Origin of the sequence: Vibrio sp. ZF57 (assembly GCF_001691235.1) — a bacterium.
Taxonomy (GTDB): Bacteria; Pseudomonadota; Gammaproteobacteria; order Enterobacterales; family Vibrionaceae; genus Vibrio; species Vibrio crassostreae_C.
Genome location: NZ_MAKD01000024.1, coordinates 41,491 through 56,821 on the forward strand (window position 1 = coordinate 41,491; position 15,331 = coordinate 56,821).

Sequence of the window (15,331 nt, forward strand, 5' to 3'; positions counted from 1 at the left end):
CTATAAGGAGGTTTTTTCATATCTACATAATGGTTATTAACTGTAACAATTAACAACCACTAGAGAATTAGTCTTCTAGCTCTGCTAGGCACATCTCTTCGTGGATTTGTTTAACCCAGTTAGATACGCGCTCATCAGTTAGCTCAGGTTGACGGTCTTCATCGATACATAGACCAACGAATTGGCTGTCATCGCCTTCAACTAAACCTTTCGATGCTTCGAATTCGTAGCCTTCAGTTGATGTGTGACCTAGGATAGTACCGCCTTTCGCTTCAACGATGTCACGGATAGTACCCATAGCATCACAGAAGTATTCTGCGTAATCTTCTTGGTCGCCACAACCAAAGATAGCAACAAGCTTAGTTGAGAAATCAATAGCTTCTAGCTCTGGGAAAAAGTCATCCCAATCACATTGTGCTTCGCCGTAGTACCACGTAGGGATACCAAGCAGCAGTAGATCGAAGTTATCGATATCTTCTTTGCTGCTTTTTGCAATGTCTTGAACGTGAACGAGCTGTTTGCTCAATTGCTTTTGAATCATCTTAGCAACAGCTTCAGTGTTACCTGTATCGCTACCAAAGAAGAGACCTACACTTGCCATAGAATCATTACCTTTCATTTTGTCTGTTGTCGGTGTAATAAAGTTCGGAAGAGAATCGTTAGATCCCAGTTCCTTCCCAGCTTAGTTGGATTATCCCTTTGGCGATAAAACCCGCACAGCCAAGGAAAAGTACTAACCATACGATGCGACGACCAAATGGAGGAACATTTCCCTGCTTGAGAACGTCCTTAATTGCCATACCGATTAAAAAGAAAATCGCGGCAAACAGGAGATCTAAACCAACAGATTCGATGATGTTCATGTAGTCGTAAAGCATGGGAACCTTATATACCAATTTTGCTTGGGCGCACTATATCACTGTTGTGAGATAAAGTTAATCTGCAGTAATTACACAGCTCTCATTTATCTGCACGAAAAAGCGCAGTTAAGCGATGAATTTTCTAATTGCTCTAAGTACTTCTGCTGGTTTTTCAGCATGCAGCCAGTGACCTGTGTTGGCAATGACATGCGCTTTTGCGTTAGAAAATTGCTGCTGAACGGCTGCTTGATGTTCTGCGGTGAGGTAATCTGAATCCCCACCTTTAATGAGCAAGGTTTTGACCGAGGTTTTCTCGATCGGTTCCCAACCAATAATATGTGGGTAGTTGCTCAATAACGAAGCAACATTGAAGCGCCATTCCATGATGCCTTGCTCTGTTTTGAACAAAGATTTGGTTAAAAACTGGCGAACGCCATCGATCTCGATATGTTTTGCGAGAACCTTGAGTGCATCTGAGCGTGAAGTCGGCTCTTCTTCTATCACGGCTTGCAGGCCTGCGAATACGTTGTCGTGGCGACTCTGAGTGTACGCGACCGGAGCCATATCCAAGACAATCAATTTATGCAGCGCAAGATGTTGTGTCAGTGCCATCGCTACTTTGCCACCCATCGAGTGACCAATCACAGTGACGTCTTCTGACTTAAGATCATGCAGCAGTTGAGCCACGTCTTGTGCCATCGCTTGATAGTTATGAGTGTCACTATGGAAGGATTGACCGTGGTTGCGGAGATCGATACTAAGTACCTGATGATCGGCTTTTAGATCCCTAGCGAGCAAGCCAAGGTTGTCCAGATTACCGAATAATCCATGGATCAAAACAATGGTGTGACCCTCACCTTCAATTTTATAGTTGAGCTGTACTGACATTTTTATCTTATTCATGGTGGGTTTGACGTAGAGTATCCGCGCGGATCTCGCTATAATCCCCCAGAGTTTAAACATTGAGATTGTGAAAAGCGAATGAAAACAATTGAGGTTGATGAGGACCTATACCGTTTTATTGCGGGTCAGACAGAACGTATTGGCGAAAGCGCTTCAGATATTCTGCGCCGCTTGTTACAGGTTGATAGCCAAGGCATGGCTCCGATCGAAGAGATCGTTGAGCCAAAAGGTATCGTTGTTAGCAAAGAGGTAGGCTTTACTCCAGAGAAGTTCGATGGCGTTAAAGAAATGCGCTCACTACTAATATCAGATGAGTTTGCATCACTAAAGAAAGCCATTGATCGTTTCATGCTTGTGTTATCAACACTGCATAAAATCGACCCTTTAAGCTTTTCAGAAGCAACTCAAGTAAAAGGCCGTAAGCGCGTTTACTTTGCAGATAACGAAGCGACGTTGCTAGCAAACGGCAACACGACTAAGCCTAAAGCTATTCCACAAAGTCCTTTTTGGGTTATTACTAATAACAATACAAGCCGGAAAAGACAGATGGTTGAGCAGCTTATGAGCCGCATGAATTTCCAAGCAGAATTGATAGAAAAAGTAACAGGTTCAATTTAACGAAATCTGATTTAAACCTCATAATATCCATGGATAAGAAGATATTATGAGGTTTTTTTGTTTTAAAATTTTATATATAAGGATGTCGAAAAATGGCTATGCACCCTCGTGCTGGGCAGAAAGCTCAGCAGGAAGATCTTCATAATATCCCGGCTTTAGTTGCTAACTATTTCTTACAGCAACCGGATGCTACGAACCCAGATCATAAAGTACTTTTCGGTACTTCAGGTCACCGCGGTACAGCAGACAAATCAACATTTAACGAAAACCACATTCTAGCAATTGCACAAGCGGTTGCTGAAGTTCGTGCCGAGCAAGGTACAACTGGCCCTCTTTTCTTAGGTAAAGATACTCACGCTCTATCTGAGCCTGCGTTCTCTACGGTTATCGAAGTGCTTGTAGCGAACGGTGTTGAAGTTATTATTCAAGAAAACAACGGCTTTACTCCAACACCTGGTATCTCGCACGCGATTCTTACGCACAACCTAGTGAATGACAAAAAAGCCGACGGCATTGTTATCACGCCTTCACATAACCCACCTCAAGACGGCGGTATTAAATACAACCCGACACACGGTGGCCCAGCTGAAGCTGAACTGACTCAAGCGATTGAAGACCGTGCGAACGTGATCATTGCTGAGCAAATGCAAGGTGTTAAGCGTACGCCTATCGCACAGGCTAAACAGTCTGAGCTAGTAAAAGAAGTTGACCTAGTCGCGCCATACGTCGCTGATTTGGTTAACGTCGTGGATATGGAAGCGATCCAGAAAGCAAACATCAAGATTGGTGTTGATCCACTGGGTGGCAGCGGTATTGATTACTGGCGTCAAATTGGTAAAGCGTACAATCTAGATCTTACTCTGGTAAGTGAAGCGGTTGACCCTTCATTCCAATTCATGTCTCTAGATAAAGATGGCGTAGTTCGTATGGACTGTTCTTCTCCATACGCAATGGCAGGCTTACTGGCGCTTAAAGACGAGTACGCTCTAGCATTTGGTAACGACCCAGATTACGATCGCCACGGTATCGTGACACCTAAAGGTTTGATGAATCCAAACCACTTCTTAGCGGTTTGTATTGATTACCTATACCGTAACCGTGAAGGTTGGGGTAAAGACGTTGCTGTTGGTAAGACACTAGTATCAAGTGCATTAATCGATCGCGTAGTTTCTGACTTAGGTCGCGAACTTTGTGAAGTGCCAGTTGGTTTCAAATGGTTCGTTGATGGCTTATACAACGGCCAGTTTGGTTTTGGTGGCGAAGAGAGCGCAGGTGCTTCTTTCCTACGTAAAGACGGTACGCCTTGGTCAACAGATAAAGACGGCCTGATTCTTTGCTTGCTTGCGGCTGAGATCACAGCAGTGACAGGTAAGAACCCACAAGAATACTACGAAGAACTTGCCGCTAAACACGGTGAATCTAAGTACAACCGTATTCAAGCGGTAGCAAATGGTGCACAGAAAGACGTGCTGAAGAAACTATCTCCAGAGATGGTTTCTGCTGAGACGTTGGCTGGTGATGCAATTACTGCACGCTTAACACACGCTCCAGGTAACGGTGCTGCGATTGGTGGCTTGAAAGTGACAACTGAGAACGGCTGGTTTGCTGCTCGTCCATCAGGCACTGAAGACATCTACAAGATCTACTGTGAAAGCTTTAAGGGTGAAGAGCACCTGAAAGCAATCGAAGCAGAAGCTCAAGAGATTGTGAACCAAGTATTTGCAGCGGCTGGCCTATAATCGAATCTCGATTACTAGAGTTGCTACGTAAATAGAAGAAGGGTTGATGTGAAAGCATCAGCCCTTTTTGTTTGTGTTAGTTACGTATAAGCGGGAAAAGGTAACTGAGTTAGCTCAGACGACTAACCGTGTGGCCAACTTTGTGGCATCACAAACCAGAATTGCCCCGACTTTGTTTGCCCATGGACGAAGCGATCACCGAACTCGGTGATCGGCTGACTGCTGAAATCATCCGTCCCTGCTGCCCATTGCTCTTTGGTGAGTGGATACAGTGGTTCACTGATTAAATGAGCCTGATCTTGATAGCACCAAAAGCCGTTTACTTGGCTTGGGTTAATGTCATAGCCCAAGCATTTTGTCGGTATGTTTTGCTCTAAGAAAGGGTTGGTATACAGACGACCTTGCATCAGTAAGTGTTTTGAGTCGACATCGATTTCTGGATATTGCTCAACAAAGGCGGCAGAAGAGGACATTTCTAGTTGGTGGCTGAGCATCCTGTCGAGTTTCTTATCCAATTGGTCGTGAGAGTTGGGTCCAAACCATGTTTGTTCGTGGAGCAGATAAAACTTAATCGCCACTTCCCAATGTTCCAGCTTTTGGCTGCTCTCTTCTTTAAGAATAAAGTCGATTGCACCGAGAGTTCTGCCTTCCACATTGATCTGAATCTCGTCGTGCTTTATCGAGTAATTCGGTGAGGCAGCGATCACTTGCTCGCATAGATATTGGTAGAGGAAACCTAATCTAGGATTACCCTCATAAGTATGTGATGAGTCGATGGCATGGTTGCTAGAGAATGCACTGAGATCCGAAACCGGTGGCTTGATTTCTAGTAATGGCGGTGAGTCGATGACCCATTGGTAAAAACGTTGCAGTGCTGTCATCTCTTCCTCATAAACTCATCGTGGGGCTTTCGACATTCTACCCGTAAATTGATATAACGACGTTATTATGAAGGTAAGCTGGAAAGAAAAATGATTAACTTACAATTAGAAAAGCTACTTAACGAAAAACTGCAGCCACAGCAGATTAAAGATTACTGTCCTAATGGTCTTCAAGTTGAAGGCGCGACAGAAGTGAAGCGAATCGTTACTGGTGTAACAGCTTCTCAAGCCTTGATTGATAAAGCGGTAGAACTGAACGCAGACGCTTTGTTGGTTCATCACGGTTTCTTTTGGAAAGGTGAGTCAGAGGCAATTCGTGGCATGAAGGGCAAACGCATTCGCACTCTGATAAAGAATGACATTAACCTTTTGGGTTATCACTTACCTCTCGATATCCATCCTGAACTTGGTAACAACGCCAAACTCGCTGAACTGCTTGATATTGAAGTAGAAGGTGGCTTGGAAGGGCACCCACAATCGGTTGCTATGTTTGGTAAATTAAAAACACCAATGACAGGTACTGAATTCGCAGCAAAAATCGATCAAGCTCTAAATCGTAAACCACTGCATATCGCTCCAGAAAACCAAGACAAAATGATAACGACCGTCGGTTGGTGTACTGGTGGTGGTCAAGACTACATTGAACTTGCAGCCTCTCAAGGTATCGACGCATTTATCTCTGGTGAAATTTCTGAGCGCACAACTTACTCGGCCCGCGAGCAAGACATCCATTATTTTGCTGCAGGTCACCATGCGACAGAACGCTACGGCGTGAAGGCACTAGGTGAGTGGTTAGCAAAAGAGCACTGCTTGGATGTTGAGTTTATCGATATCGATAACCCAGTTTAAGAGCAGATGCGAGATAAGGGGTACGAGTCGAGTGTATGCGTCGTTCTCTAGAATTGAGCAGGTAACCTGTATAGTTTATCTGCTCGCTTAAGGAGATCCCCAACTCATTCGTCCCTCGTTCTTGGGGATGACGGGGTTGAGAGCGTACAAAAGAAAAGGGGTTGATGTTCTCACATCAACCCCTTTTAACATTATGATCTATAGCAACTATTCACGTTCGTGAAGTGCTTTAAAGTCACGTTGTTCTTCACCAGTATATAGCTGACGAGGACGACCGATACGGTTCGTCGGATCGCTGTGCATTTCGTTCCAGTGAGCAATCCAACCGATGGTACGAGACATCGCGAAGATTACTGTAAACATAGATACTGGAATACCGATTGCTTTCAGAATGATACCTGAGTAGAAATCTACGTTCGGGTATAGCTTCTTAGAAACAAAGTACTCATCAGAAAGAGCGATACGCTCAAGTTCCATCGCTACGTCTAGTAGTGGATCTTGGATGTTTAGCTCTTTAAGCACTTCGTGACACGCTTCGCGCATTACTGTTGCACGTGGGTCGTAGTTCTTGTAAACACGGTGACCGAAGCCCATCAAACGGAATGGGTCATCTTTGTCTTTTGCTTTCGCAACGTATTCTTCAATGTTATCTACGCTACCGATCTCTTCAAGCATGCGCAGACAAGCTTCGTTTGCACCGCCGTGAGCTGGGCCCCAAAGTGATGCGATACCTGCTGCGATACACGCAAACGGGTTAGCACCAGATGAACCAGCAAGACGCACTGTAGACGTAGAAGCGTTCTGTTCGTGGTCAGCATGTAGAGTGAAAATCTTATCCATTGCACGAGCAACGATAGGGTTCACTTCATACTCTTCACATGGGTTTGCAAACATCATGTGTAAGAAGTTTTCTGCGTAGCCTAGGTCGTTACGTGGGTAGATAAACGGCTGACCGATTGAATATTTGTAACACATTGCAGCCAGTGTTGGCATTTTTGAAATCAGGCGGTATGCCGCAATTTCACGGTGTGTATCGTTGTTGACATCAAGTGAGTCGTGGTAGAACGCCGCTAGAGCGCCTACAACACCACACATTACAGCCATAGGGTGAGCGTCACGACGGAAGCCGTGGAAGAAACTAGCGATTTGCTCGTGCACCATAGTGTGACGTGTCACGGTAGTCTTGAACTTTTCGTACTCAGCTCTAGATGGGGCTTCACCGTAAAGAAGTATGTAACATACTTCTAAGTAATCAGCGTTATTGGCAAGTTGGTCGATTGGATAACCACGATGTAAAAGAATGCCTTTTCCACCGTCAATAAAAGTGATTTGAGACTCACAGGATGCAGTGGCAAGAAAACCAGGGTCAAAAGTGAAAAAACCATTAGAACCTAGTGTACGAACATCGATCACTGGAGTACCAAGTACACCTTCTGTAATCGGCAGCTCGATTGGCGCTTGACCTTCAATGTGAAGGGTAGCTTTCTTATCCGCCATAACAATCTCCTTTGTTTATTATTTAATCCGTCCAGGATGTTTATGTGCCATTTTTTTACTGGTCTTACGTGGGAAAGTCAATTTTTCTGAAGCTTTGTGTGCACTTGTTAGTGTTTTTTACATTAAATTCGTTAAAAATCTGGTCTGTGTAGCATTATTTGTTACATCAATTGTATTAGAATGTTGCCAGTCGTATAGTGACGCTGAAAAGTTTGGTTAAAACCTTATAAATGCAAGGCTAAGAAGAAATGTGAGGTGTCTTTCTTAATCGAGCAGTTAACAATTATTTTACAATTATCTAAGGCTCAACTTCGGTTATTTGTTAAGTTAATGTTAAATTTTGAAGGTTTACAATCAAATTTTGTCCATAACAATATCATAAGGTTATTTAATGACCATAATGCTCAATGGAGCTGAGTGAGCAAGCCCGTGAAAGAAAGAAAGACAAGACCTGTTAATTTAGATTTACAGACCATCCACTTTCCAATCACAGCAATAGCTTCCATCCTACACCGTGTGTCTGGGGTGATAACTTTTGTCGCGATTGGAATTTTGCTTTGGTTACTATCCATTTCCCTCTCATCCCCAGTAGGCTTTGCCGAAGCTAGCGACATTGTCGATGGTTTCTTCGTGAAGTTTATTCTGTGGGGCATTTTAACCGCTTTGGCTTACCACATTGCTGGTGGTATTCGTCACCTTCTTATGGACCTTGGTCACTTTGAAGAGCTGGAATCTGGCGCGAAGAGCGCTAAGGTTGCATTCGCAGCAACAGCGGTATTGTCTCTACTAGCGGGGATCTTAGTATGGTAAACAACGTTTCTACTTTTGGTCGTAATGGTGTCCACGATTATCTATTGATTCGTGCTACTGCCATCATTATGACGCTTTACACTATCTACCTAGTTAGCTTTTGTGCTTTCTCTGGTGATATCTCTTACGCATCTTGGACGCAATTCTTTGGTGGAACCTTCACTAAAGTCTTCACCATGTTAGCGCTTACTTCTGTTTTGGTTCACGCGTGGATCGGCCTATGGCAAGTACTAACTGACTACATCAAATGCGCAAAACTGCGTGTTGGTCTTCAAGTCGGTGTTGTTGCAGTTCTTCTTGGATATTTCTTCTCTGGTCTGTTTATTTTGTGGGGTGCGTAAGTGACTATTCCTGTTCGTGAGTTTGATGCCGTAGTGATCGGCGCTGGTGGTGCAGGTATGCGTGCCGCACTGCAAATTTCTGAGCAAGGCCTTTCTTGTGCATTGCTTTCTAAAGTTTTCCCTACTCGTTCTCATACGGTTTCAGCGCAAGGCGGCATCACTGTTGCTCTTGGTAACGCGCATGAAGACCATTGGGAACAACATATGTATGACACAGTAAAAGGTTCTGATTACATCGGTGACCAAGACGCTATCGAATACATGTGTAAAAACGGTCCTGAGTCGGTAATCGAACTCGAAAAAATGGGCCTGCCTTTCTCTCGTTTTGAGAACGGTACTATTTACCAGCGTCCTTTCGGTGGTCAATCTAAAAACTTTGGTGGTGAGCAAGCGGCTCGTACCGCAGCTGCAGCCGACCGTACTGGTCACGCACTGCTTCATACGCTTTACCAACAAAACATTAAACACAAAACGACGGTTTTCTCTGAGTGGTATGCACTGGATCTTGTTAAAAACGAAGATGGTGCAATTTTAGGTACTACCGCGCTTTGTATGGAAACGGGCGAGGTTTGCTACTTCAAAGCGAAGGCAACAATCCTTGCGACTGGTGGTGCTGGTCGTATCTACGCATCAACAACCAATGCACACATTAACACTGGTGACGGTGTTGGTATGGCGATTCGTGCTGGCGTTCCTATGCAAGACATCGAAATGTGGCAGTTCCACCCGACGGGTATCGCTGGTGCAGGTGTATTGGTAACGGAAGGTTGTCGTGGTGAAGGTGGTTACCTTCTCAATAAAGACGGCGAACGCTTCATGGAACGTTACGCACCAAACGCTAAAGACTTAGCGGGTCGTGATGTTGTTGCTCGTTCAATGATGGTTGAAATTCGTGAAGGTCGCGGTTGCGATGGCCCTTGGGGTCCACACATCAAGCTTAAGCTTGATCATCTAGGTAAAGAGACACTTGAATCTCGTCTTCCTGGTGTATGTGAACTTTCTCGTACCTTTGCTCACGTTGATCCAGTGAAAGAGCCAATCCCAGTAATCCCTACATGTCACTACATGATGGGTGGTGTTCCAACACAAGTTTCTGGTCAAGCTATTAAGCAAACCGAAGACGGCAACGATGTTGAAATCCAAGGTCTCTTTGCTTGTGGTGAAATCGCATCAGTATCAGTACATGGTGCCAACCGTCTAGGTGGTAACTCACTGCTTGATTTAGTGGTATTTGGTCGTGCGACAGGTCTACACCTAGGTGAGACACTGAAGAAGCAAGACGAAGCGAAACCTGCAACTGAAGCTGACATTGAGCGTTCACTAGAGCGTTACAACCGTTGGGAAAACAGCACAGACGGCGAAGATCCAGCGCAAATCCGTAAAGATCTTCAGCAATGTATGCAGAACAACTTCTCAGTATTCCGTGAAGGCAAAGCAATGGCTGAAGGCCTAGAAGAGCTAAAAGCGATTCGCGAGCGTCTGAAAAATGCACACCTATCTGATAAGTCTACAGAGTTCAACACTCAACGTATCGAGTGTCTAGAGCTTGAAAACTTGATGGAAACGGCATTCGCAACGGCTGTTGCTGCAAATTTCCGTACAGAGAGCCGTGGCGCACACGCTCGATTCGATTTCCCTGACCGTGATGATGAGCAATGGCTATGCCACTCACTTTACAACCCAGAGTCAGAGAGCATGACTAAGCGTGGTGTAAACATGGAACCTATCCATCGTGAAGCGTTCCCACCAAAAGCACGTACGTACTAAGGAGATATGACCATGAAACTGAATTTCTCTTTATATCGTTACAATCCAGATGTCGACCAGAAACCTTATATGAAGGAATACACTCTAGAAGTGGATGAAGGTTCAGACATGATGCTTTTGGATGCGCTTATTCTGTTGAAAGAGCAAGATCCAACAATCTCATTCCGTCGCTCATGCCGTGAAGGTGTATGTGGCTCGGATGGTTTGAACATGAACGGTAAAAATGGCCTAGCGTGTATCACGCCATTGTCTGCGCTTTCGGGCCAAGACAAGATTGTGATTCGCCCACTGCCTGGCTTACCCGTTGTTCGTGACCTGATTGTAGACATGACTCAGTTCTACGATAACTACGAAAAAGTGAAGCCATTCTTAGTGTCTGATGGCAATGTGCCACCGGCTCGTGAAAACTTACAAAGCCCTGATGAGCGTGCTCATTTAGATGGATTGTACGAATGTATCATGTGTGCATGTTGTACAACGTCATGCCCATCATTCTGGTGGAACCCTGACAAATTCATCGGACCAGCAGGCCTGCTTGCAGCGTACCGTTGGCTAATTGATAGCCGAGATACAGCGACAGACGAACGTTTGTCCGATCTTGATGATGCATTTAGCGTTTTTCGTTGCCATGGCATCATGAATTGTGTAAGTGTTTGTCCTAAGGGATTAAATCCGACGAAAGCTATTGGTCACATCAAGACCATGCTAGTGAATCGTTCGGTTTAAGTTATATAAAAATTGCCGCCCTAGAAGTTTTGGGGCGGCCTTTTAATAGCTCGGCATAGACCGCAGCAAACGTGAAAACTACTGGTTAAGGGAAAATATGCACAACGGCGTGATGAAGGCATGGCTCGAGTCTTCACACTTGGCTGGCGCCAATGCAACGTACGTAGAAGAACTCTATGAACTGTATCTAAGTGACCCAGATTCGGTAAGTGACGAATGGAGAAGTGTTTTTGAAGAACTGCCTGTGCAAGCTTCAGAGACAGTGGAACAACCACACTCTCGTGTTCGTGAATACTTCCGTCGACTCGCTCAAGAAACAAAGCATTACAGTGTCCAAGTTAGTGATCCAGATGTCGATGCGAAACAAGTAAAGGTTCTGCAACTTATTAATGCCTATCGATTCCGAGGGCATCAAGCAGCAAATCTAGACCCCCTAGGTTTATGGAAAAGAGCGACAGTTGATGAACTGGACCCTTCTTTCCACACTCTTACCGAAGATGACCTCAATGAGACGTTCAACGTCGGCTCTTACGCCATTGGCCAAGAGACGATGGTGCTTAAAGATCTCTACAAATCTCTAAAGCAAACGTATTGTGGCTCTATTGGTGCTGAATACATGCACATGACAAATACAGAGCAAAAGCGTTGGATCCAACAACGTTTAGAGTCTGTATCTGGTCAACCCTCTTTCAACAAAGAAGAAAAGCAAGCTTTCCTAGAAGAGCTAACTGCTGCTGAAGGTCTTGAGCGCTATCTTGGTGCGAAATTCCCAGGCGCAAAACGCTTCTCGTTGGAAGGTGGTGATGCTCTTATCCCAATGACGAAAGAAATTATTCGTCATGCTGGCGGACAAGGCATGCGTGAAGTTGTTGTTGGTATGGCTCACCGTGGTCGTCTAAACATGTTGGTCAACGTGCTTGGTAAAAAGCCACAAGACCTGTTTGACGAGTTTGCGGGCAAGCACGATGACACGTGGGGTACTGGTGATGTGAAATACCACCAAGGCTTCTCTGCGGACTTCGCAACGCCAGGCGGCAACGTTCACTTAGCACTAGCATTTAACCCATCTCACTTAGAAATCGTAAACCCGGTAGTTATCGGTTCAGTACGTGCACGTCAAGATCGCCTTGGTGATAATGATGGTAGCCGTGTACTTCCAATTACTATCCACGGTGACTCAGCTATCGCTGGTCAGGGTGTAGTACAAGAGACGTTTAACATGTCTCAAGCTCGTGGTTTCTGTGTAGGTGGTACGGTTCGTATCGTTGTAAACAACCAAGTTGGTTTTACAACGTCTAACCCTCGCGATACACGCTCTACGATGTACTGTACCGATATCGCGAAGATGGTTCAGGCTCCGATTTTCCACGTTAACTCTGATGATCCAGAAGCGGTTGCGTTTGTTGCGCGTCTTGCATTGGATTACCGTAATACGTTTAAGCGTGATGTTGTTATTGATTTGGTTTGTTACCGTCGCCACGGTCACAATGAAGCCGATGAGCCGAATGCAACACAGCCTTTGATGTACCAAAAAATCAAGAAGCACCCAACACCACGTAAGCTTTACGCTGACGTGCTAATGGAGCGCGGTGAGTTTGGTATTGATACAGCAACTCAGCTAGTTAACGAATATCGTGATGCACTTGATCACGGTGAAGTTGTGGTTAAAGAGTGGCGTCCAATGGCACTTCACTCAGTAGACTGGTCTCCTTACCTAGGTCACGACTGGAACATCGAGTGGGATAACAAGATTGATATCGAGCGCCTGAAAGAGCTTGGTACCAAACTTTGTCAATACCCGGACAGCCACAAGCTGCAAAGCCGAGTAAATAAACTGTACAACGATCGTACTGCCATGGTGAATGGTGAGAAACAAGTCGATTGGGGTATGGCTGAAACTCTGGCATACGCAACACTTGTTGACGACGGTAAGCGTATTCGTATCTCAGGCCAAGATTCAGGTCGTGGTACGTTCTTCCACCGTCACTCAGTACTGCACAATCAATCAGATGCAAGCACGTATGTTCCTCTTGCGAACATTCATGATAAACAAGGGCCATTCCAAGTGTTTGACTCTGTGTTATCTGAAGAAGCGGTACTCGCATTTGAGTATGGTTACGCGACAGCAGAGCCAAGCGGTCTAACCCTTTGGGAAGCTCAATTTGGTGACTTCGCAAACGGTGCACAAGTTGTTATCGACCAATTCATTTCATCAGGTGAGCAAAAGTGGGCACGTCTATGTGGTCTAACTATGCTGCTTCCTCACGGTTATGAAGGCCAAGGCCCAGAGCACTCTTCTGCACGTCTTGAGCGTTACCTTCAGTTATGTGCTGAACAAAACATGCAGGTTGTTGTTCCTTCAACACCAGCTCAGGTTTACCACATGATTCGCCGTCAGGTTGTTCGACCAATGCGTCGTCCACTGATTGTAATGTCACCTAAGTCATTGCTTCGTCACCCTCTGTGTACTTCTTCTCTTGAAGATTTGGCAGAAGGCACGTTCCAACCAGCTATCGCAGAAATTGATGATCTGGCTCCTGAGAACGTAAAACGCGTCGTGTTCTGTTCAGGTAAGGTTTACTTTGACCTGCTTGACCAAAGACGTAAGAACGAGCAAGACGATGTCGCTATTGTACGTATTGAGCAACTTTACCCGTTCCCTTATGAGGACGTGAGAGCTGCCATCGCACAGTACACAAATGTAGTCGATTACGTTTGGTGTCAAGAAGAGCCACAAAACCAAGGTGCTTGGTACAGTAGCCAACATAATTTCCGAGCTGCTATCCCAGTAGGTGCTGATATTCAATACGCAGGTCGTCCTGCATCAGCATCACCAGCTGTTGGCTATATGTCAGTACACTTGAAACAACAAAAAGCGTTAGTTGACGACGCTTTGACCCTACTTAAGAACTAGAAGTAAAAGGAAAATACGCACATGACAATTGAAATTCTGGTTCCAGATTTACCTGAATCTGTGGCTGATGCAACAGTTGCTACTTGGCACAAAAAACCGGGCGAAGCGGTTGCACGTGATGAAGTCATTGTAGATATCGAAACAGATAAAGTAGTTCTAGAAGTACCGGCTCCTGAAGCGGGTGTTCTGGAAGCTATCATCGAAGAAGAGGGTGCTACGGTACTTTCTAAGCAGCTTTTGGCTAAAATCAAGCCGGGTGCTGTCGCTGGTGAACCAACGAAAGACACCACTGAAGATACAGAAGCATCTCCTGATAAGCGCCATAAAGCTGCGCTAACAGAAGAGAACAACGACGCGCTAAGCCCAGCTGTTCGTCGCCTGCTTGCTGAGCACAACCTACAACCAGCTGACGTTAAAGGCACTGGTGTTGGTGGTCGTATTACTCGTGAAGACATCGACGCACACCTAGCAGCAGCGAAAGCGGCTCCGGCAGCAGCATCTGCACCAGCAGTTGAAGCGCCAGCAGCGGCTCGCAGCCAAAAACGCGTGCCTATGACTCGCCTGCGTAAGACAGTTGCAAACCGTCTTCTAGAAGCGAAAAACAGCACAGCAATGCTGACTACTTTCAACGAAGTGAACATGAAGCCAATCATGGACCTTCGTAAGCAGTACAAAGACCAATTCGAGAAACGTCACGATACGCGTCTTGGCTTCATGTCTTTCTACGTGAAAGCAGTAACAGAAGCACTGAAGCGTTTCCCAGAAGTGAACGCTTCTATTGATGGTACAGATATCGTTTACCACAACTACTTCGACATCAGCATGGCGGTATCTACGCCACGTGGTCTAGTGACTCCAGTACTCAAAGACTGTGACACACTAGGTTTCGCTGATATCGAAAAAGGCATCAAAGAGCTAGCAATCAAAGGTCGTGACGGCAAGCTAACGGTTGATGAACTGATGGGCGGCAACTTCACTATCACAAACGGTGGTGTATTTGGTTCTCTAATGTCTACGCCAATCATCAACCCGCCTCAAGCGGCAATTTTGGGTATGCACAAAATCCAAGACCGTCCAATGGCTGTTGATGGCAAGGTAGAGATTCTACCAATGATGTACCTAGCGCTTTCTTACGACCACCGTCTAATCGATGGCCGTGAATCAGTTGGCTTCCTAGTGACCATCAAAGAGCTTCTAGAAGATCCTGCACGTCTGCTATTAGACGTTTAGTATCGCTAAAACGTCTAGTTAACCCCGTTAGCTAGACGTAAAAAGTTTCAAAGGCTAGGCTGCTCAACGTCTGGCCTTCAATTGAACTGTAAAGCCATTAGAAAATGGACAGCAGTTGTTTTGAGAAGACCCTACAGACGTAACACAGGAAACTGTGTCGTTATGGAAATAATAATCCCTTAAGGGAAAATAAACG

At 45.3% G+C, this 15,331-nt stretch carries 14 protein-coding genes; 9 read left to right on the top strand and 5 right to left on the bottom strand.

Going from position 1 to position 15,331, the window contains the following annotated elements; genetic code table 11:
* Positions 1 to 67: 67 nt before the first annotated feature.
* The 3 genes from fldA to A6D97_RS03260 form a co-directional block, all read right to left on the bottom strand.
* A complete protein-coding gene (fldA, locus tag A6D97_RS03250; RefSeq protein ID WP_010436745.1) occupies positions 68 to 601 on the bottom strand; it encodes a flavodoxin FldA in 534 nt (177 codons plus the stop codon).
* A gap of 58 nt (positions 602 to 659) precedes the next feature.
* Positions 660 to 878, bottom strand: coding sequence for a DUF2788 domain-containing protein (locus tag A6D97_RS03255; RefSeq protein WP_004737900.1), 219 nt, complete (start codon positions 876 to 878; stop codon positions 660 to 662).
* A 108-nt stretch (positions 879 to 986) separates the two neighbouring features.
* Complete coding sequence (locus tag A6D97_RS03260) at positions 987 to 1,748, bottom strand: alpha/beta fold hydrolase (protein ID WP_017061954.1); 762 nt, start codon at positions 1,746 to 1,748, stop codon at positions 987 to 989.
* 93 nt (positions 1,749 to 1,841) lie between these two features.
* Between A6D97_RS03260 and seqA the strand changes: the two genes are divergently transcribed.
* Together seqA and pgm are read left to right on the top strand one after the other, a co-directional pair.
* On the top strand, positions 1,842 to 2,381 hold the full coding sequence (gene seqA / locus A6D97_RS03265) for a replication initiation negative regulator SeqA (RefSeq protein ID WP_017061953.1): 540 nt from the start codon (positions 1,842 to 1,844) through the stop codon (positions 2,379 to 2,381).
* A gap of 92 nt (positions 2,382 to 2,473) precedes the next feature.
* Positions 2,474 to 4,120: a phosphoglucomutase (alpha-D-glucose-1,6-bisphosphate-dependent) gene (gene pgm, locus A6D97_RS03270; RefSeq protein WP_017061952.1), complete on the top strand. Its 1,647-nt coding sequence runs from the start codon at positions 2,474 to 2,476 to the stop codon at positions 4,118 to 4,120.
* A gap of 122 nt (positions 4,121 to 4,242) precedes the next feature.
* Here pgm and A6D97_RS03275 read toward each other — a convergent pair whose 3' ends face one another.
* Positions 4,243 to 5,001 carry a DUF1853 family protein gene (locus A6D97_RS03275; RefSeq protein ID WP_017061951.1) on the bottom strand — a complete coding sequence of 253 codons (759 nt, stop codon included), beginning with the start codon at positions 4,999 to 5,001 and terminating at the stop codon, positions 4,243 to 4,245.
* Positions 5,002 to 5,091: 90 nt separating this feature from the next.
* Between A6D97_RS03275 and A6D97_RS03280 the strand changes: the two genes are divergently transcribed.
* The gene (locus A6D97_RS03280) at positions 5,092 to 5,850 is read left to right on the top strand and encodes a Nif3-like dinuclear metal center hexameric protein (RefSeq protein ID WP_065583829.1); all 759 of its coding nucleotides are present in this window, start codon (positions 5,092 to 5,094) and stop codon (positions 5,848 to 5,850) included.
* A 207-nt stretch (positions 5,851 to 6,057) separates the two neighbouring features.
* On the opposite strand, the gene A6D97_RS03285 is transcribed toward A6D97_RS03280, so the two are convergent.
* Positions 6,058 to 7,347 (bottom strand): citrate synthase, encoded by a 1,290-nt coding sequence (locus tag A6D97_RS03285; protein ID WP_017061949.1) that lies wholly within the window; start codon positions 7,345 to 7,347, stop codon positions 6,058 to 6,060.
* A gap of 417 nt (positions 7,348 to 7,764) precedes the next feature.
* Between A6D97_RS03285 and sdhC the strand changes: the two genes are divergently transcribed.
* The 6 genes from sdhC to odhB all read left to right on the top strand — a co-directional run bounded on the left by sdhC (position 7,765) and on the right by odhB (position 15,135).
* On the top strand, positions 7,765 to 8,157 hold the full coding sequence (sdhC, locus tag A6D97_RS03290) for a succinate dehydrogenase cytochrome b556 subunit (protein ID WP_017061948.1): 393 nt from the start codon (positions 7,765 to 7,767) through the stop codon (positions 8,155 to 8,157).
* The gene (gene sdhD, locus A6D97_RS03295) at positions 8,151 to 8,498 is read left to right on the top strand and encodes a succinate dehydrogenase, hydrophobic membrane anchor protein (RefSeq protein WP_010436768.1); all 348 of its coding nucleotides are present in this window, start codon (positions 8,151 to 8,153) and stop codon (positions 8,496 to 8,498) included. The genes sdhC and sdhD overlap by 7 nt, the downstream gene beginning before the upstream one ends.
* The gene (gene sdhA, locus A6D97_RS03300; RefSeq protein WP_017061947.1) at positions 8,499 to 10,265 is read left to right on the top strand and encodes a succinate dehydrogenase flavoprotein subunit; all 1,767 of its coding nucleotides are present in this window, start codon (positions 8,499 to 8,501) and stop codon (positions 10,263 to 10,265) included. It begins immediately after the preceding gene.
* Between the two features lie 12 nt (positions 10,266 to 10,277).
* Positions 10,278 to 10,991 carry a succinate dehydrogenase iron-sulfur subunit gene (locus A6D97_RS03305; protein WP_010436773.1) on the top strand — a complete coding sequence of 238 codons (714 nt, stop codon included), beginning with the start codon at positions 10,278 to 10,280 and terminating at the stop codon, positions 10,989 to 10,991.
* Between the two features lie 97 nt (positions 10,992 to 11,088).
* Positions 11,089 to 13,905: a 2-oxoglutarate dehydrogenase E1 component gene (gene sucA / locus A6D97_RS03310; RefSeq protein WP_017061946.1), complete on the top strand. Its 2,817-nt coding sequence runs from the start codon at positions 11,089 to 11,091 to the stop codon at positions 13,903 to 13,905.
* Between the two features lie 21 nt (positions 13,906 to 13,926).
* The gene (gene odhB / locus A6D97_RS03315; RefSeq protein ID WP_017056410.1) at positions 13,927 to 15,135 is read left to right on the top strand and encodes a 2-oxoglutarate dehydrogenase complex dihydrolipoyllysine-residue succinyltransferase; all 1,209 of its coding nucleotides are present in this window, start codon (positions 13,927 to 13,929) and stop codon (positions 15,133 to 15,135) included.
* Positions 15,136 to 15,331 lie beyond the last annotated feature (196 nt).